This window comes from Leptospira broomii serovar Hurstbridge str. 5399 (assembly GCF_000243715.2).
GTDB classification, from domain to species: Bacteria; Spirochaetota; Leptospiria; order Leptospirales; family Leptospiraceae; genus Leptospira_B; species Leptospira_B broomii.
Genome location: NZ_AHMO02000008.1, coordinates 784,969 through 807,248 on the forward strand (window position 1 = coordinate 784,969; position 22,280 = coordinate 807,248).

At 42.9% G+C, this 22,280-nt stretch carries 20 protein-coding genes; 10 read left to right on the forward strand and 10 right to left on the reverse strand.

What is annotated here, in order from left to right:
* Nucleotides 1–171: 171 nt before the first annotated feature.
* The 3 genes from LEP1GSC050_RS09150 to LEP1GSC050_RS09160 all read right to left on the reverse strand — a co-directional run bounded on the left by LEP1GSC050_RS09150 (nucleotide 172) and on the right by LEP1GSC050_RS09160 (nucleotide 2,543).
* The gene (locus LEP1GSC050_RS09150) at nucleotides 172–828 is read right to left on the reverse strand and encodes a hypothetical protein (RefSeq protein ID WP_040911570.1); all 657 of its coding nucleotides are present in this window, start codon (nucleotides 826–828) and stop codon (nucleotides 172–174) included.
* Between the two features lie 169 nt (nucleotides 829–997).
* Nucleotides 998–1,639 carry a LuxR C-terminal-related transcriptional regulator gene (locus LEP1GSC050_RS09155; RefSeq protein ID WP_010570920.1) on the reverse strand — a complete coding sequence of 214 codons (642 nt, stop codon included), beginning with the start codon at nucleotides 1,637–1,639 and terminating at the stop codon, nucleotides 998–1,000.
* A gap of 88 nt (nucleotides 1,640–1,727) precedes the next feature.
* Nucleotides 1,728–2,543: an alpha/beta fold hydrolase gene (locus LEP1GSC050_RS09160; RefSeq protein ID WP_020987172.1), complete on the reverse strand. Its 816-nt coding sequence runs from the start codon at nucleotides 2,541–2,543 to the stop codon at nucleotides 1,728–1,730.
* Between the two features lie 172 nt (nucleotides 2,544–2,715).
* Between LEP1GSC050_RS09160 and LEP1GSC050_RS09165 the strand changes: the two genes are divergently transcribed.
* The 6 genes from LEP1GSC050_RS09165 (at nucleotide 2,716) to LEP1GSC050_RS09195 (ending at nucleotide 10,108) form a co-directional block, all read left to right on the forward strand.
* The gene (locus LEP1GSC050_RS09165; RefSeq protein ID WP_010570922.1) at nucleotides 2,716–5,058 is read left to right on the forward strand and encodes an ATP-binding protein; all 2,343 of its coding nucleotides are present in this window, start codon (nucleotides 2,716–2,718) and stop codon (nucleotides 5,056–5,058) included.
* 22 nt (nucleotides 5,059–5,080) lie between these two features.
* Nucleotides 5,081–6,595, forward strand: coding sequence for a hybrid sensor histidine kinase/response regulator (locus LEP1GSC050_RS09170; protein WP_010570923.1), 1,515 nt, complete (start codon nucleotides 5,081–5,083; stop codon nucleotides 6,593–6,595).
* An 11-nt stretch (nucleotides 6,596–6,606) separates the two neighbouring features.
* Nucleotides 6,607–7,599 carry a phosphotransferase gene (locus tag LEP1GSC050_RS09175; protein WP_010570924.1) on the forward strand — a complete coding sequence of 331 codons (993 nt, stop codon included), beginning with the start codon at nucleotides 6,607–6,609 and terminating at the stop codon, nucleotides 7,597–7,599.
* Nucleotides 7,600–7,603: 4 nt separating this feature from the next.
* Entirely contained in the window at nucleotides 7,604–8,341 is a 738-nt protein-coding gene (locus LEP1GSC050_RS09180; protein ID WP_010570925.1) for a sugar phosphate nucleotidyltransferase, read from the forward strand.
* Between the two features lie 584 nt (nucleotides 8,342–8,925).
* Nucleotides 8,926–9,501: an RNA polymerase sigma factor gene (locus tag LEP1GSC050_RS09190; RefSeq protein ID WP_010570927.1), complete on the forward strand. Its 576-nt coding sequence runs from the start codon at nucleotides 8,926–8,928 to the stop codon at nucleotides 9,499–9,501.
* Between the two features lie 10 nt (nucleotides 9,502–9,511).
* Nucleotides 9,512–10,108, forward strand: a complete 597-nt coding sequence (locus LEP1GSC050_RS09195) for a ClpP family protease (protein ID WP_020987355.1) — start codon at nucleotides 9,512–9,514, stop codon at nucleotides 10,106–10,108.
* A 27-nt stretch (nucleotides 10,109–10,135) separates the two neighbouring features.
* Here the strand turns inward: LEP1GSC050_RS09195 and LEP1GSC050_RS09200 are convergent, their stop codons facing one another.
* The 3 genes from LEP1GSC050_RS09200 to LEP1GSC050_RS09210 form a co-directional block, all read right to left on the reverse strand.
* A complete protein-coding gene (locus LEP1GSC050_RS09200; protein WP_010570929.1) occupies nucleotides 10,136–11,023 on the reverse strand; it encodes a hypothetical protein in 888 nt (295 codons plus the stop codon).
* Between the two features lie 347 nt (nucleotides 11,024–11,370).
* Nucleotides 11,371–11,751 carry a hypothetical protein gene (locus tag LEP1GSC050_RS09205; RefSeq protein WP_232225688.1) on the reverse strand — a complete coding sequence of 127 codons (381 nt, stop codon included), beginning with the start codon at nucleotides 11,749–11,751 and terminating at the stop codon, nucleotides 11,371–11,373.
* Between the two features lie 180 nt (nucleotides 11,752–11,931).
* Entirely contained in the window at nucleotides 11,932–13,272 is a 1,341-nt protein-coding gene (locus LEP1GSC050_RS09210; RefSeq protein ID WP_020987199.1) for a glucose-6-phosphate isomerase, read from the reverse strand.
* Between the two features lie 148 nt (nucleotides 13,273–13,420).
* Between LEP1GSC050_RS09210 and galK the strand changes: the two genes are divergently transcribed.
* From galK to LEP1GSC050_RS09225, 3 genes are all read left to right on the forward strand, one after another.
* Complete coding sequence (galK, locus tag LEP1GSC050_RS09215; protein WP_010570931.1) at nucleotides 13,421–14,581, forward strand: galactokinase; 1,161 nt, start codon at nucleotides 13,421–13,423, stop codon at nucleotides 14,579–14,581.
* A gap of 110 nt (nucleotides 14,582–14,691) precedes the next feature.
* Nucleotides 14,692–15,111, forward strand: a complete 420-nt coding sequence (locus tag LEP1GSC050_RS09220) for an STAS domain-containing protein (RefSeq protein ID WP_010570932.1) — start codon at nucleotides 14,692–14,694, stop codon at nucleotides 15,109–15,111.
* A gap of 10 nt (nucleotides 15,112–15,121) precedes the next feature.
* Nucleotides 15,122–15,733, forward strand: coding sequence for a uracil-DNA glycosylase family protein (locus LEP1GSC050_RS09225; RefSeq protein ID WP_040911252.1), 612 nt, complete (start codon nucleotides 15,122–15,124; stop codon nucleotides 15,731–15,733).
* A 28-nt stretch (nucleotides 15,734–15,761) separates the two neighbouring features.
* On the opposite strand, the gene LEP1GSC050_RS09230 is transcribed toward LEP1GSC050_RS09225, so the two are convergent.
* A complete protein-coding gene (locus LEP1GSC050_RS09230) occupies nucleotides 15,762–16,031 on the reverse strand; it encodes a helix-hairpin-helix domain-containing protein (RefSeq protein WP_010570934.1) in 270 nt (89 codons plus the stop codon).
* A 604-nt stretch (nucleotides 16,032–16,635) separates the two neighbouring features.
* Here LEP1GSC050_RS09230 and LEP1GSC050_RS09240 point away from each other — a divergent pair.
* Entirely contained in the window at nucleotides 16,636–18,426 is a 1,791-nt protein-coding gene (locus LEP1GSC050_RS09240) for a serine hydrolase domain-containing protein (protein WP_232225690.1), read from the forward strand.
* Between the two features lie 2 nt (nucleotides 18,427–18,428).
* On the opposite strand, the gene LEP1GSC050_RS09245 is transcribed toward LEP1GSC050_RS09240, so the two are convergent.
* From LEP1GSC050_RS09245 to LEP1GSC050_RS09255, 3 genes are all read right to left on the reverse strand, one after another.
* Nucleotides 18,429–20,342, reverse strand: coding sequence for a B12-binding domain-containing radical SAM protein (locus LEP1GSC050_RS09245; RefSeq protein ID WP_010570937.1), 1,914 nt, complete (start codon nucleotides 20,340–20,342; stop codon nucleotides 18,429–18,431).
* A gap of 336 nt (nucleotides 20,343–20,678) precedes the next feature.
* Nucleotides 20,679–21,068, reverse strand: a complete 390-nt coding sequence (gene lep / locus LEP1GSC050_RS09250) for a LipL41-expression chaperone Lep (RefSeq protein ID WP_010570938.1) — start codon at nucleotides 21,066–21,068, stop codon at nucleotides 20,679–20,681.
* On the reverse strand, nucleotides 21,049–22,116 hold the full coding sequence (locus tag LEP1GSC050_RS09255; protein ID WP_010570939.1) for a lipoprotein LipL41: 1,068 nt from the start codon (nucleotides 22,114–22,116) through the stop codon (nucleotides 21,049–21,051). The genes lep and LEP1GSC050_RS09255 overlap by 20 nt, the downstream gene beginning before the upstream one ends.
* Between the last annotated feature and the right edge of the window lie 164 nt (nucleotides 22,117–22,280).

Consider the following 22,280-nt stretch of genomic DNA (forward strand, 5'->3'; position numbering starts at 1 on the left):
ACTTCCTCTGCTTTCTTCCCGAATTCCATCGGCGGTGTTCGGGGGAATTCGCATTTTACTATTACGTTTTTTTAATTTTATTAATCGCGCAGACGATTCAATCGGTCGCGATTTCAACGATCATTCGAGCATCTAAATCGATTCGAAGAATCGTAGCTTTGTTCGATAATATTATGTTACGGGGGGAATCTCTTCCTTCCTAAGTCGGTAAAAGCTCCAATGGACGATAAATATCCGCGAAAGCAGTAGATATAGAGATTCACCGTAAGTTCTCTCTGTGGTTTCCGCCATCGCCTCGAAAGCTCCGATTAATTCTCTTAAGATTTCCCGATCTCCCGCATCCGCGACCAGATTCAGATCGACTTCCGACAAATCCTCATCGGCGGGAAAAGAGATATCGTTTGATTCCAGCAATATTTCTAACAACTTTTCACCTTCTATCACCACCGATTCCGCAGTTTTTTCGGCGGATTCAGGCCCGTTTAATAGCGAAAAAACACCATCAGATAATTCTAATATAAGCCCACCTAAAACCATATCATTTCCCGATTCGAAAGTCGCAGTTATCGTATCGAACTTCTCTTTCAATAAACTGCGAACTTTCAGAAATGAATCGGCAGCATAACGCATCTCGCCTTCATCCATCGCCTCTTCGAATCCTTGCAACCAATCAGGACCAGTCGGATCGAAGCTTTCCCAATCGGCCCACAACGATTCGCATGCAAGAAATATTTGATCCGTAGTAGTGCCGACATGTCTGTAAGTTGTGATAACCACCGCTAACTGTGCGATCGCTCCTGACCACTCCGTTTCCTTAACGTCGTTCATAGCTTCCATACTAACCTAAATAAAGTTTAGAGAAAGCACGATTCCTTTGAACAATGATGAAACCGCTCTTTTATACCCAAGGGTGTAGCAGTAACTACTTAGATCGAGGTATAAGATAAACGGATTCAATCGTAATTCTTTATGATAAAGTCTATAAAAGAAAGTGAGACTAAGAATATTTACGAACTAGGTCCAAACGAGAATTCACTTTTAATTTTCTAAAAATGCTCTTTATTTGAATTCTAACAGTCCCTTCTTTCGTACCCAATTTCAAAGCGATCTGTTTCGTTTTAAAACCGCCATTAATATAATCCAAAATCTCCCGTTCTCTTGGAGTTAATGCAAAGATTTCTTTTCTCGGAGTCTTTCTGAAGAATTCCATGACTCGCACGGCTAACCCTGGCGAAAGAATTCCTCCTTCCTTTAAAACGACTCTGGTTACGTGACTAATATCTTTGAGATCTTTCTTTAAAAAATAGCCGACTGCCCCGGCTTGCATGGATTTAAATAAGGCCGCATCGGATTCGATCCCGGATAGAACGATGAAGCGAGTCGCAGAATTTTTGGGAAAGTTTTCCCGAATAAAATCGATTCCGTTCATTCCAGGAAGTATAATATCGACAAATACGATATCATACCGAGTTTGCCCGTTAGCGAGAAATTCTTCGCAACTAGTAAAAAGATCGGCCACCGAAATCTCGGGCATCTCGACTAAGGATTGAAGACAACGAGAACCGAACTCCGAATTATCCTCGATCAAGGCGATCTTAATGGATTTTTCAATCGCACCCGAACTTTGAATATCTTCCATATAGAAATCGTTGCCTCTTTCTATATATCTGAGAGTCGTTCGACTCAGACGGAATCTTGGTTTTTTTTATCGGAAATCGATTGGGATTTTACAACCAATTGTTGATGGCAGTCGCTACTTCGAACGGTTTTTCGATGTGCAATGCATGCTTTGCCGATGGCACCCACGTGATTTTACTCTTTTTCATATAAGAATGTAGTTTCTTTACCATAGTGGGATCGGTAATCGGATCTTCCTTTCCTGAAACGATTAAGGATTTTAATCCGATTGCGGACAATTTTTTCCCGAGAAAAATTTCCTCTTCGCGATCTAGAGTGTTGTGGGTCAGATAACGATTTGCGGGTCCATTCCAAGTAGAAAGCAAAGCCTTCTTCGCAAAACCTCCTAAATTGGGCGCCGACTCGAAATACAGGGATGCAAAAAGCCTTTCAATCTGTTGCGTATTTTTCGGAAACAATAGATCCTTCATTTCGTCCCGTTTTGGATGGGGAATACCACCCGGGGCCAATAAAACCAGTCTCTTAATTCTATTTTCTTTCTGCCTGTCCCTCAACGCTATATGCATCGCAATCAGACTTCCCATGGAGTGACCGCCTAACACCACATTCTCTAGTGAAAGCTCCCGGATGGATTCGTATAATAAATCGGCAAAGATATTAACTTGATACAAGTACCGGACGTTCGGTAATTTGCTCCATCCGAATCCGGGAATATCCGGGAGAAGAACGGTAAAGTCTTTCCTCAAATATGGGGCTAATTTTCTGAATCCGGAAGCGCTATCTAAAAGGCCGTGGATCAGCAGAAGAGTCTTCTTTTCCGGCCCTTCTCCCTCGCGCTTTAAATAGAAAAGTTTGTGTCCCCCCAAATCTACGAACATTCTTTGAAATCCGAGTTCGGACTCCATGAACCGGATTTTGCTCCGCATATAATTTTGTAAGAAGAAATGATATATTAAGTTCATTTTTCCGCTATGATTTATCGGGGAACTAAGTTATCAAGGATTCCCGCGAGTAAAGAATCTGGTTTTTCCAGATTAAAATCCGGCCACATAATTTCCGATATTTAAACATCCCCCCATGCAATTAAAGGAACTTCTTCCCCTTCTGGAAAACGCATTCTTTCCCGCGCAAGAAGGCATCCTAGTCCTGGAACCAAAGTCCTACAGTATACTTAGCGCCAATCCAAAGGCTCAAGCAATTCTCGGCTACTCTCGCCAGGAACTCGGAGAGCTTTCTTTGAGCAAACTCCTGTCTCGTCCGGAAAGAATCGGCGAACATGTGATCGGAGCGGAGGAGTTAGGGATCTCCTTACTTTGGAACCTAAAACGAAAAGACGGTAAATTAATTTTAGCCGAGTTTACGATCAACACTTTGCTTCCCGATCCGGAGTCCCCGCTAATCTTTCATATATATCAAAGATCCGAGGTACGCGAAACCGAGTTAAGACTCTATTACCTGCAAAGCATTCTTCGAAGTCTTCGTTTATTAAAACTCAATCTTCGTTCCTTAAGATTAAGTTCCGAAACGACCCTTTTTCAAAAAGTTTGCGATACGTTGAAGGAAAACCCTCATTATAGTTTAGTCTGGGGATTTTATCGCAAGGAAGACGGCACGGATCAGATTTTAGTGCAATCGGATTCGGAAGAAGATTGGAAGGAAACTTTCGAATCCGCCTGGCTTAAAAAAAGATACCCTTCCCCTTTGCTAAGTTTAGTGGAAGGAAAGGAGCCGTTTATCATTCATGAATTCGGAGGCTCTACGTACCGCGAGTGGGAAATCGCGTTGGGAACTTCCGAATTTCGGAGGTCTCTGAGCCTAATCATTCGCGACGACGGGAAAATCGTCGGAGGAATAGAAATATTATCGAAAGAAAATATGGCCTTCGATTCGGGGGAGAACTATCTCTACTTCGAAATCATAGAAGATTTATTATCCTCTCTTCAATATTTACGAATAGAGCGCCAACGACGAGATACCGCTAAGCTACTCCAATTTCAAGGCGCCCTCTTAAACTCGCTGGAGGTCCCGCTTTTATCCACCGATGAGGAAGGATTCATAACTTATGCCAATACGAATATATCGAACTTATTAAGCGTGCCTAAGGAGGAGCTTCTAGGCCTGCAGGTTCGAGACCTGTTGCGGCTGGATGCCGAATCGACCGACAGAGTGCTCTTAGGATCCAAAGCGGAAATTCAAGTAGGGACTCCCCTTGGAAACGAGGTCCCGTTTTTACTGGCCTCTTCTTCACTGAAAGACGATTACGGCAATCGAATCGGCACTATTTTACTTTTACTTGATATCACTGAACAAAAAAAGAACGAAGAATTAATTCGAGCTTCCGAATTGAAATTGAGAAACCTTTTCGCTTCGATGAACAATGGGATCGTAATATTGAACCCGAAGGGAATCGTGATGGAAGTGGCCCCTATCCTAAAATTCTTTCTCTTTCAATTTCTCAACGTTGCTCCGGGCGATAAATTCCCTGAACTTTTCGCGGAAGAGATAAAAAACGAAATATACGAAAAATTAGAAGAGTGTGTAAGGATTCAAAGACCTGTGTACTTCGATTTTTCAATGGCCTTATTGGGAGAAGATGAAAATTTCTTTTCCATTAAGTTCATTCCGTTAAAGAAATACCAAGAGCTTCCGATTGCGGCAATGTTGATATTTTCGGATGTGACTCAAACCAAACTTCTTGATCGTCAGCTTTATGAAACGGCAAAGTTCGCATCGATCGGAGAAATCGCGGCCGGAATCGCTCACGAAGTAAATAATCCTCTTCAGTCGAGCCTTCTATACTTAGAGGATCTAGTGGAGCACGAAGATCCCGATCCGAACGAACGGAAAAAGGTGTACAAGAGAATCGAGGGAGCTGCACTTCGCATAAGAGATCTTATTAAAGGACTACTGGACTTAGGAAGAAGATCTCCTCGAAAGAAAGAATTGGTCTCGCCGTATTTCATTCTACTTAGAGCCTGCGAATTGATCGAAGTAAGTTGCAAAAAAGGCGGAATCGAACTAAAGCGAGTGACGAGCCCCGAACTTCCTCAAATATACGTCGCGTGGCAGGAAATCGAACAAGTGCTTATTAACTGCCTAGTGAATGCTGTTAACGCGATCTCCGAGATGGAACATAAGCCGGAATTCCCCAGCATACAAGTTTCCGTACGGAAAGAATTGTATTTGAACGGTGAAACGGTCAGTTTTACCATTCAAGATAACGGCCCGGGTATGAATCCGGAGGTTGCTGAAAAAGCTTTTCTCCCCCTGTATACGACTCGTAGAACCAAGCAAGGAACAGGATTAGGACTTACAATTTCGCAGAGAATCGTGGCCGATCACGAAGGTTCCATTCAATTGGAATCGAATCCTGGTCAAGGTACGAAGGTTACGATTAGGATTCCAGTAGGAAAGGTATGAAGGACTGACAGAAAGAAACGACATGGCCCAAAATTACCCGAATGTTCTCGTAATCGACGATGAATCAGAAATACGAACCGCTTTAGAGCGGGTAATTTCAAGGGAAGGTTACAACGTTTTTATTGCGGAAGACTTTGAATCCGCGATGAAGATCGTTCGAGATAAACCGGTCGATATAGTTATTTCCGACATACTGATGGAAGGAAAAGATGGAATCGAAGTCGCAAAAGAAATCAAAAAATATAATTCGAATATCCCCGTAATTTTGATAACCGGGAATCCGCAGCTTCATACCGCAGAAGAAGCATTGCGTAATCGAGCCTTTGATTACATTTCTAAACCGGTAAGTCGACAACAACTTTTAATCGTCCTCGAAAATGCTCGACGAGAAAAAGAGGAAAAAGACAAAAAATCCAGAAGAATACTGAAAACCGTTCGAGAGAAAACCCATCTCGCACAGCAATACAAAGATTTAAATTATCGTAATAGTCTTATATTAGAGACGACCGGAGATTGCGTAATAACTTTGGACGAATCGCTAATAATTCGAGCGGTAAACGAAGCGACTCTTAGCCATTTCCAATACAAAGAAAACGAGCTCGTCGGCTCGAACGTTAGTCTTTTAATCGCGGAAAAAAATCGGCGAGCTTATCTGGACCGCGTCGAAAAATTGACGAATCGAAAATCGGATCACAAAATCGCACGGTTGCATAATGCTGAGCTAGTGAATCGAAAAGGAGAGCCAAGAACCTTCGATATATCGGTCTGTCGATACGTAATGAACGGTAAAACCTATTATACGGGAATTGCCAGGGACGTGACGCAGAAGATTGTTATTTCGGAGAAATTGATCGATGCGGAACGGCGGGCTTTTTTAACCACCATTGCGGCAAGTATAGGACATGAAATCAACAATGCATTAACGGCAGTTCAAGGCTTTATCGAAGTAGCTAGATTACCCGATTCCGACGAGACCCTCAAAGATAAAGCCATTCAAGTAACTTGGAACCAAATCACCAAACTAAAGAATTTAACCTTTAATCTGCTGCAGCTCGGAAAACCTGGAGAAGTCGGAAAAGATAAAGAAGTCCTGGATTTAAACGAAGTGGTGGAATCGGTCATAGAAGTTTTCAAAAAAGCATCACGATTAAAAAACTGTGAGATATTACTAGAAAAAGCGAAAGAGAACGTCCAGGTTTTTTCCAATTCCGATCAATTGAGCCTACTTGTCTCCAATATCGTATTGAATTCTGCCGATGCAACCGCCAACAAGGGAAAAATTCAAATCGGCATTTACGAAAGAAATCGGCACCCTGTGATTAAAATACGAGACAACGGCGTAGGTATGAGCAACGAAGTATTAAAAAAGATATTTCAACCCTATTTCACCACGAAAAAATCGGGTCAGGGCACGGGGTTAGGGATGTTCGTTGCGAAAGAAATTGCCGATTTGTTCGGAATTAGAATCGAAATCGATTCGGAACCGGATAAAGGGACCGAATTCCGCTTGGTCTTTCCGGATAAAATGTCGAACTAGGCCAAGTTAATATGAGTCAATTAATTGGAGAAGCCGAACTCCGATTCCTTGCCAAAGACGGCAAATTTCCGAGTAAGGTCGAATCTTTAACTCCTGAAGCTTCGACCCGCAGATACTACAGAATTTTTTATCCGAATGAGACTTTGGTCCTTTGTAAGGATGCGCAGTTCCAGCATGATTTTATCGATGTCGGAAATTTTCTTCGCTCCCATGGATTCCGCGTGCCGGATGTATACAAGACCGATATAATTCATCATTTAACTCTGCTCTCCGACGAAGGCGATAAGGATTTAAGTTTTATTAAAGACGACGGAGAATATCGTGATTATCTCGTGAAATCTATCGAGCTTCTTGTGAAACTCCAGAAACTCGAAACGGAAGCTCCTGTATCGGGACGGGAATTCGATTACGAAAAATTGAATTACGAGAACCAATTTACCGTTTCGGCCTTCGGTAGATTCTCGAAATTGTTCGGAATCAAATCGGAGCTACGTCCGGAAGTAAATATATTCATCGAGGAAGCGTCTTCTTTCCTATCCGATTACAAAATAAAGGTATTCTGCCATCGTGATTTCCATGCTCGAAATCTAATGCTTAATTCCGAACAGCAAATTACTATGATCGATTTTCAAGATGCGAGAATGGGAACCCCTTTCTATGACTTATCCAGTCTGCTCTACGACGCATATCGACCGATCCCTTTTGCGATGAGAAAGGGATTATTTTTACTTTTCTTGAAACTTTCAGAAACTAATTATCCTAAGCCTAAGGAATGCTTTTATCTACAAAGCCTCCAAAGGTCCTATAAAGCGTTAGGCTCTTACTTCATGCTCGTCGCCGATAAAGGGCAGGATAAGTACCGCTCAAGCATCATTGCTTGCTTGGATAATTTATTAGAAATAGTGCAAGTAGGGTTATTTCCCGATCAACTCTTCGTATTCTTTCACTTCCTCCGAAAAGAACTATTAGCCAACCGCTCCTTCTTGGAAAAAATCGATTGCTGAACCCATGAACGATAAGGCTTTTTTTCCTTGCGCAGGTTTTGGAGCGAGAATGCAAGAATGGACTAAGGAACTTCCGAAACCGCTTCTCCCCGTCTCGGATATTCCTCTCATCTACTATTCATTTTATTGGGCGAAAAGATGGGGAGTTAAAGAGGCAATCGTCAATTCGCACTATCAGGCCCAGAAATTGGAATCCGAATTATGTTCATTCAATCAATTTAAATTAAAAATTTCTAATGAATATCCTATAATCCTAGGCACCGGGGGAGGAATCCGAACAGCCATTGGCCGATTTTGGGACATTGATGATGAGTTTCTCGTAATGAACCCGGATTTTATCTTATTTCCTGAACCGGATTTTTCCCCTTGGCCAACCGACGAGGAACGAAATCGATTCGATTGTATCCTGTACTTATCAAAAAAACCTCCGAACGCAAGTTACACCGGGCTCTCTTTAAACGGTAAAAAAGTCTCCTTTAAGAACGGAGACTTTTTTTATTTGGGACTTTCTTGGATGAGAGGAACCTGCTTATCCGAGCTTAGGCAGAATGTACCCTATGATCTCGCCAATACGTTCAGAGAGTTAGCCGAAAAAAATCGTCTCGGTGGAAAGATTTTCCCTGGAGAATTTCTAGATTTGGGAGAAAAGGATCTTTACGAAATGTACCGTAAAACCGATTTCGAAATTCGCTTAGGAAACGACTGGAAGAAGTTTATACAAAACCTAAGGAGCGAAACTTAATCGAAACGACAACTTTTCCAAATTCAGTTATTTAAATTTTAATAATACTCAATAATATTATAAAAAGCTATGAGGAACTCATACACTTGGATTCGGCTGGAAAAATAGCTCGAGGCATGCTTACTTACAGTTCTCAGAGCTGGCCTTGATACAAGGGCCCCACCCTTCCTGGGTGGGGGCTGGTTCGGTGGTACCCCGCTCGTATTTCATAAAATTTAGAATATTACAAGCATTTTATCGTCAAAAGTTATGTTGGAGCTCCCTCATAGCTTTTATCCGTTTTTTGATCGACAATTCGGCCGTTCTATGATAAAGAAATTTCTCCGCTAGAAACCGCCACCATCCCCCACCCAGGAAGGGTGGGACCTCGAACCCAATTCGCCTATCTCAATTTCATTATATAACTCCGCTCTATGCAATTCCGGATATATACTTAAAATTTCTAACCCTATTCGAAATAAATATACCAAGCTCGGTTTTCGATGATCGGAACCTAGACCGTCGACCAATTCCCCGGAACCGGTTCTGAAAAATCGAAAAAAACAGTACACTGGATTCGTCTAAAAAGGGACCCTAAAACAGATATGCGCGATTTTACAGTACTAGTAACCGAAGCTGCCAGAGGGGAAGAAACCGCCTTTACCGAATTGGTTTCCCGATTCGAAAAATACGTCCAGATCGAAGCTGAGAAACGAATTCGGGACGAATCCAAAGCAGAGGATCTCACACAAGAAGTTTTCTTGGAAACCTGGAAGGTTTTACCGAACCTTCGTACACCCGAAGCTTTTCCTTTTTTATTGCGCAGGCTAGTTTTGAAACATTCCGACCGTATTCTTCGGCGAAAAGATCTCGTTTCGGCCGAGTTCAAACCTGAAACCACGATGGCGAAAGCCCGATCGGACGGAGACGAAGAAGCTTGGAGAAAGGAAGTATTGCAGGCTTTGGAAGAACTTCCTAATGAAGAGAGGGAATTACTCAATTTACGATATTTCGGCGAATTAAGTTATGAAGAAATCGCTGAGAGAACCGGAATCACCGGCAGTAATCTTAAAAATCGCTTAAGAAGAAGTCGCGAATTGCTTAGGCGAAATCTATTAACAAAATCTGATAGAAGAGATTGGCTGGACGTCCTTCACGGACCGATGGCGATCGCTTCCTAAGGAGAAAAATATGGAATCACCTGTATTACCCGATTTAATACTCCCGGGAGTCCGTCTGGATGAAAATAACTTAAAGGAAAGGAAGATTTTTCTTTGGGGACAAGTTGATGATGCTTCCGCGAAGCACGTCATCGATCGACTTCTATATCTATCTTCGGAAAATTCTACAAAAGATATCACGTTAATCATAAATAGTCCCGGCGGAGCTAATACTTCCGGAATGGCGATTTTAGATACAATGAATTTAATCTCAAACGATATCCGAACCGTTTGTATGGGTCTTGCGGCGAGTTTTGGCGCGTTATTACTCCTTTCGGGAACCAAAGGCAAACGGTATGCTTATCCGCATAGCAGGATCATGCTACATCAACCCCACGTTCCCGGACGATTCGAAGCGCAGGCTACCGATATAGGTATTTTTGCGTCGATGGTGGAAAAAGAAAAAAAGGAAATCAATCGGATCATTGCGGAAGGAACGGGGCAACCTCTAGAAATCATCGAAAGAGATACCGATCGAGATTTTTGGCTATCGGCGGAGGAAGCGGTAACCTACGGAGCTATCGACTCCATCCTTCAAACATGGAATTCATCGGAAGCGTCCATGTAGAGAAGTATTCGTACGAAATATTTGCGATTAAATATAACTAGATAAACACCAGGCGCAAATGCCGACGTCCATAGGCAGGTCTGAAACGATCCGTAACGGGACATCAACTGGAACAACCGGAAAGAAAATTCGATCGTCGACCGTTCTTCCGCAATGCTTACAAGTCGATAACTTCCAAGGCTCGAGAATTTCATCCTCTTTAATGAAGTATTCGGGAAATGGCAATACCTCTTCGTCCTTTTCGATACGTTCTACTAAGGATTCGTATTTCTCGCCGAACGGAAGCTCAACTCTGAATACGTGCATTCCCTCGGGTGTATCGTACCGAAGCATATTGGGTTTGATACCGATTTCCTTAAACTGAACGAGCGAAAGAGCAAGACCTATTTCCTTACCCTCCTCGTCGAAAGGGTAGTCTTCGTAATACTCCGATATATTTTGATATGATTTCGCTCTAGATAAGTATTCCGTTAAGTCTTCTTCAGATTCTAGCGGAATGATCGCGTTGTTTGAAATCTCTACTGCAAGACCGGTTTGATTATGCGAAATCGTCGTCTTTAGATAGAACCCTTGCTCTTTGAGCACAGGACGAACCGACAAAGGATCGGAAAAATCCCAAGTATTTCGAAACTCTTCCTCTCTTTCTGCGAGATCGTCGCCTACAGCATCCCAACCCTTACTCTTAAAATACGAATCGAGACAATTTTCTCGGTACGCCCTCTCAAGAAGCGTCGAAAGAAGACTGAGTAACGGCGGTAAAAGGTCGGTCTTTTTGTAGAATTCTAAGCAAAAGCGAAGGTAATTTTCAAGATTGGATTTATAAAAAGAGGAAAGAACCACCCCGTGTAAAACGATTCGTTTCCGGGCCTCCATTGCCTGAATCAGGCGATTCCATTTGGCAAATTCGAGGTTCATCCGCTTTCGAGAAAGTCGAAACTTTCCCTTAAAAAGTATCGGGAGTCTTTCTAACCTGTCTCTTCTTTTTCGAGGAAAAAAATCATAAAAAACCCCGACCTCGGCGAGGGGAAAACCCCCTACCGAGATCGGTTACAATACGGTGCTACGTTAGTTTTGATATGTACGTGGAAGTCGAACTTCCGAGCGCTGAAACCGGATTTGTGAAAATCGCAGCATTGAAATCATTTTAAGTCGCCTTGTATTTCCTTCCGTTCGGTTGATGGGGCAAAATCTAAATGGAGTTCGCCCCCTTAGTTCTAAAACCCGCTTTTTTATCCCATCAATTACGATGAGAGTTAAACTCGTTAAACGAATTCAGGAGGAGGAATATTCAGCAGATATTGAGATAGGAGCTTATAGAAATGAAATTGAAACCTATCCTGACGGGAAGCTTTCGAATCGAGAAATGCCGAATTATGTATCTTTTCAAGTGAAAGCGCGTCAAAGGAAAGTTCCGAGTTTTCCGAACTTTCTACGAAATTACGATCACCTTGATATTCGGTCTCGACACCCGTTATGCTTTGAGCAGGAACGGGATATTTTTTCCCTGGATAAGAACTGAAGTGTGATAAATGGAGAAAAAATAATAAAGTAGAAAGTGTCAAAGAAGCGGACACAATTCGAAAACCGTTTAACCTTTTCCCCATTCCCTCAATGCGACTCACAAACGATGGCTTGTCAAGCATTCTGGAAAAAAGTTTTCGAAAGACAAATAGAAGACGGTAAAACGATACATTCCGACTCGGAATATATCGTTTTTGAAACAAAATCTCATTGGAAAGACTATGCGGTTGATTCTGATAGATAATTCATTCTCCGTCGTATCAATTCTAAGAAAATCGCAGCATTTCAATTAACAACTATCTTTAAATGCCTTTGCTCTTTAAAGATTCCCGAAGGTTTTCGAAGCCTGATTTACCTAAAAGAGCAAACATATTTCGTTTATAAGCTTCCACCCCGGGTTGATCGAAAGGATTGACATTCAACAAAGTTCCGGAAATACCGCAGGCTAATTCGAAGAAATACATTAAACTTCCTAGATTCTCCGGGCTTGTATCCGGAAAGCATAGCTCGATGCAAGGAACATTTCCCTCGGAGTGTGCACTCAAGGTTCCGAGTATCGCTTGGCGATTGACTTCTGACATCGACTTCTTCGCAAGAAAATTAAGACCATCCAAGTCGTCCTTGTCCGTCGGTATGGTTACGCCTTCTTTAACGGTTAGAGGATGTAAGAAAGTTTCAAAAAGTCGACGTTCTCCTTCCTGCAAATACTGACCCATCGAATGTAAGTCGGTGGTAAGATTTACTCCGGCTGGAAAAATTCCTTTCCCTTCCTTTCCTTCGCTCTCTCCGTATAATTGTTTCCACCACTCGGTGAACGTTCTTAGCGACGGAGTAAAACTGGACAGAACCTCGATGATTCTACCGGAGCGATAGAGACAATTTCTTAGCGTTGCATATCTACATGAAAGATTTTCTTCGGGATTGGTATGTGTAAGTAATTGATTCGAAGCTTCCTGAAATCCATTTACGAAAGCGCGAATATCTATTCCTGCGGCTGCAATCGGAAACAATCCTACAGGAGTCAAAACCGAATATCTTCCACCCACGTCGTCGGGAATGACAAAGGTAGTAAACCCCAAAGCATCCGACATTTTTCGTAAGGCGCCTTTTGAAGAATCTGTCGTAGCAATAATTCGTTGTTTTGCCTTATCCCCGTATTTTTTTTTAGTCAAGTCCCACAAGAGTCGAAAAGCAAGAGCGGGTTCCGTAGTGGTTCCGGATTTAGAAATCACGTTGATCGAAAACTCTCTCGTTTCAAGATACTTTAAGAGTTCGGCATGATATCGACTATCTAGATTATGACCGGCATAAACAATTTCAGGAGAACCTAGTTTCGATTTCGAAAAATACGGTTTGGATGCGTCGATAACGGCTCTCGCTCCAAGATAAGATCCACCTATTCCCACTAAGACGATCGTATCCGATTGTTTTCGAATTCGTTCGGCTTCGGAAGAAATTTTCTCGATCGACTCGGATCGAATCGTTTGAGGCAGATTGACCCAACCTAAGAATTCTCGCCCCTTTCCCTTTCCGGAAATTAAATTTTCTAGAGCGGCTCCCGACTCTCGCAACAGCGCTTCTCTTTGGTTTGCCTCTAGAAATTCGGAGGCAAACCGATCTTTTAATTCGAGTGCAAAGGTCATATATCCTCCCGACTCACGCAGAATACTGACCCTGCATCGAATAGCAAGGAAAAGATAAGCGTCTACTGTTACGAGTTCTTGACTCGAATGACAAAACCGACTTGCATTTTGAGAAGCGAAAAGGATTTTATTCTTCCGATTCCCCGGTATGCCTAATTATTCATTCGAAGCGTTAACCTCCGTCCTAAATTCTTTTACTCCAATTTCGATCGAGAGCGAATTTCGTTTCTTTTCAGCACCCGCAAGAATCAATATTATTGGAGAACATGTCGACTATGCCGGCGGAATCGTATTGCCGGCAGCAATAGATTTCCGCGTGTACGCTGCAGTTAGAAAAAATGGGACCGATGAATATCGCTTGCATTCTCTAGATTTTAAAGCCTCCAAAGTCGCCAAAGAAATAAAATACGACGAGGACCGCACTTGGGCGAACTACGTGTTAGGGGTCGTCTCCGAAGCTAAAAAAAGAGGGTTATCCGTGCCGGGTTTCGATCTCTCTTTCGGCGGAAATATTCCTCAGGGTGCCGGATTATCCTCCTCAGCGGCAGTAGAAGTTGTTACCTGCTATGCACTCTCCGAACTTTTCGGGTGGGGACTTTCTCTTAAAGAAATCGCTTTGTTAAGTCAAGCAGCAGAGAATAAATTTGTCGGAGTAAATTGCGGCATTATGGATCAGTTGATCATCTCGGTCGCTAAGAAAGAAAGCTGTATTTCACTTAACACGAAAACTCTAGATTATGAATTCCATCCGTTAGAATTACGGAATTGTGAATTCTATTTAATCGATTCCAAAAAAAAACATAGCTTAAAGGAAAGTGGATATAACGAACGTCGAACGGAAGTCGAATCGGCGACAGAAAAAATCAGACAACTACATCCGGAATTATCCAACCTCTATGATGCGGAAGAAAAATGGGTGGAATCTGCGGGATTGAGTATTTCGGAAAAGAAAAGAGCCCTCCATGTTATCGGAGAGAAGGAAAGAACGAATAACGTTATTCGAAATTTAATTTCCGGAGACATCCGGAAAATAGGGTCCGAACTGTTTGCTTGCAATGATTCGCTTTCCCGATTGTTTCAAGTCACTTCCCCAGAAACCGACTTCATCGTAAATTGGCTTAAATCGCAAAAAGTGATAGGCGCGAGGATGATTGGAGGCGGATTTGGAGGATGCGTGCTCGTTCTAGACTTTAGTGGAAGATCCGATTCTCTTTTTTCTCAATTAAACCCCACATATCATCTAAAATTCGGCCACCCGGCAGAAATCTATCATTTCCAAATTTCGGATGGAGTGCGTGAAGATCGTTGATCCGAAAGAAAAAACGGTCGAAAAATCCTCGGACAAACCACAGACTGTTCGATAGACTGCAGATTCTACTCCCGTAAGGGCTACTTAGAGTCCGGAAGCATTTGGAAACTATGGCGGAAACTCCACTTAATTTAGATAGTCAGGAATTTGATCATGATGCCCCCGAATTGGGGGTATTTTTGGATCCGAGTAATAATCCGTCTGGACTTCCCAAGGAAGCTATCGTCATAAAGATAACCGGGGAAATAAATCTATATTCAGCTCAGATTATGAAGGAAAAATTCTTTCATCTACTCGACCGAGGGTTTCTCTATTTATTGGTAAATATGGAAAATGTAAAATACATAGACTCTTCCGGTCTAGGTGTGTTTATGGCTACTCACTCGAGACTCGTGAAATCGGGAAAGGGAGGCATCGCGGTTTTTGCTCCTTCTTCCCAAGTGAATAAAATTTTGGAACTAACAAAACTTAAAAGCCTGATTCGTGTCGGTTCAACTTCTTCCGAAGCTTGGAAGCTACTCTCTCCATAATCCATAACGGATGCTCCCTCCTAAAGAATTTCAGAAACATATAGACACGCTTCTCCATTGCAGACTTTGCCCAAAAATGGAAGGTAACCCGGTTCACGGTTGTGTTCCTGGATCTAAAATTCTTAGTCTTGGTCAAGCGCCTGGAATTCACGAAGAAAGATTCGGAAGGCCGTTTGCATATACTGCCGGAAAAACATTATTTAAATGGTTCGCCTCGATAGGAGTGGAAGAGGAGCTCTATCGATCCAAAGTAACCATGTCGGCAGTTTGTAGATGTTTTCCCGGAAAAGCAAAAAGCGGAGACCGCAAACCGGACGCGTCCGAAATCGAAAATTGCTCGAGGTATTTGGAATTCGAAGTCCGCTTTAACCGGCCGGAGTTAATCATTCCGATAGGTAAATTAGCGATAGATCAAATGTTGGAAGATAAAAAATACAAATTGGACGGTGTGATAGGAAAGAAATTTCGCAGAAAATTCCATGGAGTGGAGTTGGATTGGATTCCACTACCTCACCCATCCGGGTTGAACGTTTGGAATCATACTGCAGAGGGAAAGATTTTGATCGGCAAAGCTTTGGATTTGATTCGCACTCATCCGATCGTAAAAAAAGAGCTGCTCTGAAAATCGCAGTAAGAAATACGAATTCGCTTTAATCCTTCCAACTCCACCATTTCATTTTCTCCGGTTCGGGTAATTCCGTAGCGGAAACATAAACGGCACAACGAAATACGTAAAGCATACATCGATCCACTCGGACTCCCTGAAGTTTACAAAGTTCTTCGTATAGAAGATCCGGATTTTTCATGGATAATTCCTGCTTACTTCGTAGACCTAGATTCCATAGATCCTCGGCAATAACCTTACCCACTCCCGGCAAGGTACGAAATTCTTTAAGAATGAAACTTTTTTCCGAATCCACAGGCCGTAAGATATCTTACCCATAGATATTAATCAAGCCTTTGCGGAATTTTAAAAAGTCGGAAACGGATGAATAACATTCCGAATTTCAGATCTCGATCAGTGCTTTCCGTTCAGGTCATTTCCGTGAAACAAAACCGGAAAGATATCGGCCCCCGATACTTTAAACTTAAACCGTCCCGGCAATAAAGTAAGGATTCTATCAAATCGGCATCTTTTTTCCGAATTTTTATCCGCGTTCCGAAACGTATCTAGCAAAGATATTTCTGAAATTGCATAAATTAAACGACGAAGCCAATAAATCCTCGATCGACATAAGATTCTAAATAAAATGATTTTAGTGATTTCTCTCAACAAGCTTGCATAAGCGAAGCAATAAAGAATTATTGAATAATACTAATAACCGTCGTATATATTTGCAAAATCTCTACGACTTATGAGTTAGAAGCCCAATGGATGTTCGAGTACCATTAATCTCAGTTTCAACTCTGATTGCTTGCGAATTTTTTTCCTGTTCGAGTGCGCCTCCCGTACGTCCTAAAGAGGGAATTCGGGGAAATTCTGCCTTCGTTCGAGATATTGCACTCTACAAATCGCGAGAGCGAATGAAATCGGAGGGAATCGTCGGATTAGGGATCACTATCGTCGATGGTGAAAGGACCGTAATAAGCGCCGGACTAGGAAAAGCTTCCGCAGAAAACGAAGCCTCCGAAAATACGATTTTTAAAGTAGGTTCCCTTTCCAAAATATTTACCGGGATCGCAATTTTACAATTAGCGGAGAACGGAAAAATAGTATTGGATGACCCTGCAGAAAAGTATATTCCCGAACTCAAAGGGTTATCCTCAAGATTTCCCGACGCGAAACCGTTTACGATTCGACAACTTTTAACGCACCACTCCGGCTTACCTTCGGATATTTTCGAGGATTGGAAGTTATCCGACCATTCATACGAGAAATATCCCTACAACGAACTTCCTCCCTTATTGCAAGGAATTCACTTAACGCGAAAGCCGGACACTGCATTTGCTTACAGTAATTTAGGATTTTCCCTATTAGGAATTATCGTAGAACGTGCAAGCGGTTATCGTTTCGAAGATTATATGAAGGTATATATATTCGGACCGGCCGGCATGAAGAATACTAGCTTTTACGACGATCTTCCCGAGAACGGAAAGGCGATCGGATATGCGGGGGGATTTTGGAAGTCGGAAATGAAAGTACCGAAAATCCGGGATATCGCAGCAGGATCTCTTTCAACGACTCCCAGCGACATGGGGTCGTTTATCAAAGCATTATTTACGAGAAATAGATACGGAAACAAACTTCTAACTAACAGGAGCTTTAACGAATTCTACGCTAAGCAAAACAAAGGAATAGAAAGGGATTTAGATTTCGAGATAGGATTGCCTCTATGGAGATTCAAGGACGATAAAAATAATCTAGTTTTTGCCGGACACGGTGGAGATTTGCCTCCTTTTTCTTCCTATTTTTTGTTGGATCCGGAAAGAGAAACCGGGATCTTTATAGTTTCCAATACTTTAACGTCAGGATCAACAGGATTAGAGGATCTCGCGATCGACTTGTTATCTCTTACCTCCGAGGCAAAGTCCGGAAAGATGATATCATTGCCGGAAAAGACCAAATTACAAAAAACTCCGAATAAAGACGAAATTCTATCCTGGAAAAGATGGGAGGGATACTATGCGTCTCCGCACGGTTTACACAAACTTGAAATCGGAAATAAGAATCCGAATTTAAATCTATTCTCTTTCAATATTTCGCTTAATCCGCTTCAGGACGGAGATTTCGTTCCAAAGCTACCCAGATTATTCGGCTTCTTCGAGTCAGCGAGAGATAACCTCGAGCAGTTCAGAGTCTCGTTTCATGAATTTTCCGGGCAACCTGCTTTGGCATTCTCTACGATTCGAATCCCGAGAGGAGGAATCTTGGGAATTGCCGAGAAAGTGGAGCCTTACCCTCTCCCACCCGAGTGGAGAGATCGATTGAATCTATATAAGCCCGAGTGTATGGACCAAGGCGACATATTAGAAAAAGTGCAATTCGAGTATGACAGCGAAGCCGGATTCATTTTAATGCATTTATTTCTGAAATTACCTTGGGCAGACACCGAGGAAATATTCCCGGTCAAACCCGTTGACAAGGACTCGGTGATAATTCTAGGGCACGGGAGAAATCTAGGAGACACGTTGAAGTTCGGCGGGGATGAAAAAGGGGAAATCTTATACTATTCCGGTCATAAAATGCGACGGATCAGAATCACCAGCTCGGATTCGCATAACCGCGCGAAAAACAAAAGAGGTTGTCCGGCGAATGTGCCTTTATCGAATCTCTTAAAGAATCTGCATTTCTTAAAGCAAAAACAAAAGGAATAACCCTATTTCTCAGAGTATCCAAGAACTTCCCAGCACCATCTTCTTTCGAATTCACGATTCGAAAACGAAACGGTTTCGGGATCCGCAGCTTTTACCAGTGCCGCCCAGGCTTGAGCATGAAAATCCTCTTCGACTATCCTGGCAGCAGGGAATTCTCCACCGAGTTCTTCCGCCTTCCGAACCGCTTCTTCCCAACTCATCTCTTGAAAAACCGGTATATATTCTCGAGCTTCTTCTACCCATTCCTTCGGAAAATCGGATTCCTTGGATAATACTAGAACTATACGGTGAAGCATATTCTCGCCTCGATGGGCCAAAGATCTTGACAAATAAGACGCAGGAATACTTGAAAATTCCATTATAATTTCGTTAATTAATTTTAAAGAAAATGGCTGCTCAGGATAAAGGATCAGATCGGTTACTGTAAACGGGTCGGTTTGTAGCCTTTGTTTCAGTTTCAAGAAAAACTCGCTTTTACCGGTTTCTAAATTTCTCGATTTCCACCAAATAGCAACATGTCTCGCGCCGGGCCTCGCTAAATCCGAAATGCCGCAATCTCTCCTTTTCTCGGGTGAAAAGCAGAATACGTCGTCGAAATTCGGATCAAAGTCCGCCAAAAAGGGTCTTGGCGTCTCATCCAAACGACGATCCAAGCGATCTTCGGAACTAAATAAGGTCGAGCTCAGATCCTCCGCGGAAAAATTCGGAGTCCGAATGACCCGATAGGGAGGTTTCGGTAGATAAATTAATCCTTCCCGCTCGGCGTCCTTCCGCATAGCCGTACCGGGTAAGACGGATAGAGGAAAAACCTGCACCCATTCTCCAAGCCCATGTTCGTAAAAAAATTCGATCCCGTTCAATACGTCCGTCGGAGAATCTCCGGGGAGACCTATGATTAGATCCAGAAGAAGTTCTATCCCTCGATCGGCCAGCATTTTAGCCGCCTCTGCGACCTTTTCAGGAGTTCCATAGCGCTTCACACGCTTTAAGGTTTCCTTATTGATCGATTGCATTCCCAATTCGATTCTGTTGAAACCGGCCAGAGCAAGTTTGTCCGCAATTTTCTCGGTGATCCCTTCCGATCTTAATTCGCCGAACATACTCATTTGCCTATCGGAATTGACGTCTATAATCGCATCCAAGAAATCTTCGAATCCAGGCCGATGATTAAATGTCGGATCCAGAAAAACGAGTTCTTTAGCGCCCTTATCTTTTAGATTCTTTAAAAGCTTTACAGTTTCAGGAATATCTAAAGTTCTAAGTACGTTGCTACTTTTAGGATAGAAGCAGTAGGTACACTGCGATCTGCACCCTCTGACCGTTTCCAGGTAGGTCGACCTGGCCGGATCCACAGGCACGAATCCTTCCAAATAAGGAGAAGGATAACTGGTAAGGGGAAATGAAGCATTCTCTTCGGGAGAAAATTCTCCCATTCTTCCGTCTTCCCTTCGTACAGCGATATTCGGCAGGGATCTTGGATCTTCTTTTTTTAAGAGAGCTTCTAAGAGATAGGAAAAAGTATGTTCGGCTTCGCCGGACACGGCGATATCGTAACCCGCTTCGGAAAGTATAAACGGATTGTCCGAATTCACTTCGGGGCCGCCGATGAGAATTTTCGTATTAGGAGATCGAGCCTTCACTTCCCGAGCAAGATGAAGACTCCTTTCCGAATTCCAAAGATAGAGGGAAAAACCTACGAATTCAGGTTCGTCTTTTGCAATGCGATCCGCCAATCGGCTGTCGCCTTCCTGGTCCGTGATCAACGGGTCTAGAACTTCGACGCTCAGACCTTTTCTTTCCAAGCCGTTAACTCTTGCGGACACAGCCAGGCAACCCGCCGCCAAAGGAACGTTCCCAGTCGCGGCAAAGGCGGTCGGAGGAGGGACCGGAAGTTGCACAAGTTTGAGCTTAGACATGAATCCTAATTACAGGATTTAGACTAAAGCAACTGGCGACAATCCTTAACTGAGGACTAACGGGGGACGTCTCCCCCGCACTGCAGCCGCGTTACACGCGTCTTCCGCTACCAAATCGAGCGACCCTTAGGGAGCGAGATTCCCGAAGGGTGACTGAACGAAGTGAAGTCAAATTTTCAATCAAACAAACTGCATTCGAATTAACTCCATCTCTCCGGGGAATCGTCTACTCCAAACCCCCGGACCCGAGGTCTCTTTGTATGAGATAACATTTAGTTTTTCAACTAATAGCAGCTTCTGTCTAGCGTGAGCAAGCGAACGCATCTGTCTTCTGAATTAACTGCCCGCTTTAGCTTTCGGGTCCGAGTTTTCTATTTTTTCATGCTGTTTGCAAGATTGCAAATCTCCAAACTTAACCGCCGAGAGCTCGCACTGAACTTGTTTCAATGTTTTGTTCTGAACGCAGGTTTTAACGATTGCTTCGTTAGTTTCCGGTTTCAATACGCTTCGAAGCATTAATGCCTGAACCTGTTTGGGCATACTTTCATCGTCCGCGATTAATTTCACGATATGAACCTGGGCGTCCATGCACTCTTCCGGATTCGGTTTCGTCCTGCAGCTTACGGCGAAAAGCGCTAAGATACAAAAAAGAAAAGCGGACGTTAAACGTCCGCTTTTCTCGCTTCCAAAAAAGCAGGAAATCCGATCACTTATCAGTGTTATCATCGACGGCAGCGGCCGCTTCAACACGTTTACGAAGTTCTCTGATATCGTTTTTGTTAACGCCTTGGAGTTTCATTGCGTCTTCGTAGTATTTGATCGCTTTATCAAAATCGCCTACGGAGAAATAATATGTTCCCAAGTTAGCTTTTGCCCCGCCAGACTTTCCGCCAGCTTTCTTATCGGCTTTTTCCCAAGCTTCTTTGGCTTTCTTAAAGCTTGGAGTCTCTCCGGTGATTTCTTGGTATCCATCATCTAGGAATCCAGCAACGTCCGGATCTTCGTCCTTAGTATAAACTTTAATTTTTTCAGTTTTAACCTGTGGAGATAAACGGTCTTTAATATAACCTGCAGCTTGGTCTAAGGCCTTACCGAAAGAATCGAGGACCGAAGGACAATTCAAGTTACCTACACCGGCGTCGATTTTTGCAGGATCAGATACGACCGCTTTTTTAACTTCTCCAGTTTCGACTTTGATCAAAGTCGCATCTAGAGGAATCAACATATAGCGAACAGCAGTCGGTTTGGTGATAGGAGCATTGCCAGTATCGACATTCTTACCTGAAGCCATGGAAGCGATTGCGCCGCCTACTTTAAGCGCTGCCGCTCCGTAATCGACCATCATTTCGCTACCGCACTCAGTATAAGGTTTTTGGTATCCGATATACAGAATTGCTTCGGCTCCCAATTGGTTTCCGAGTTTTACGCGACTTTTTGTGATTCCGGCAAGAGTAAGAGTTGCTTCGTTTATAGAATCTGCACGCTTGCTCAAGTCGATCAGTTTATAATAAGATTCTTTATCAAAAGCTTCGAACACTTTCGAAGGCATTTGATCGATAAAGCTGGAACCTGCTCCGAAGACGGTTTCCCAAAGACTTTTTTGGGGTTTTTCAACGGCAAGACCGACGTTCCGAATGGTGCCAAGGAATTTTTGAAGTTGGCGCCCTTCCTTTGATTTCGGGAATACGGGATATTCCACTTCTATGCGTTCTCCGCAATTAGAAAGTGACAATACCAACGCTCCAGCAAAAAGCAGAGAAGCGATTTTTTTCATTGGGTTAATACCAATCCTTTATGGATGATTTTAGGAGTAACATCGTATTGATTCGGAGAATTCTTTTCCTGTCAATTTATTTTGTGAACGAAACGGGTTTAAAACGAGTCTGACCTGTTTTAGCACAGATTAACCACTTGCAAAACCCGATAGGAAACAAAACC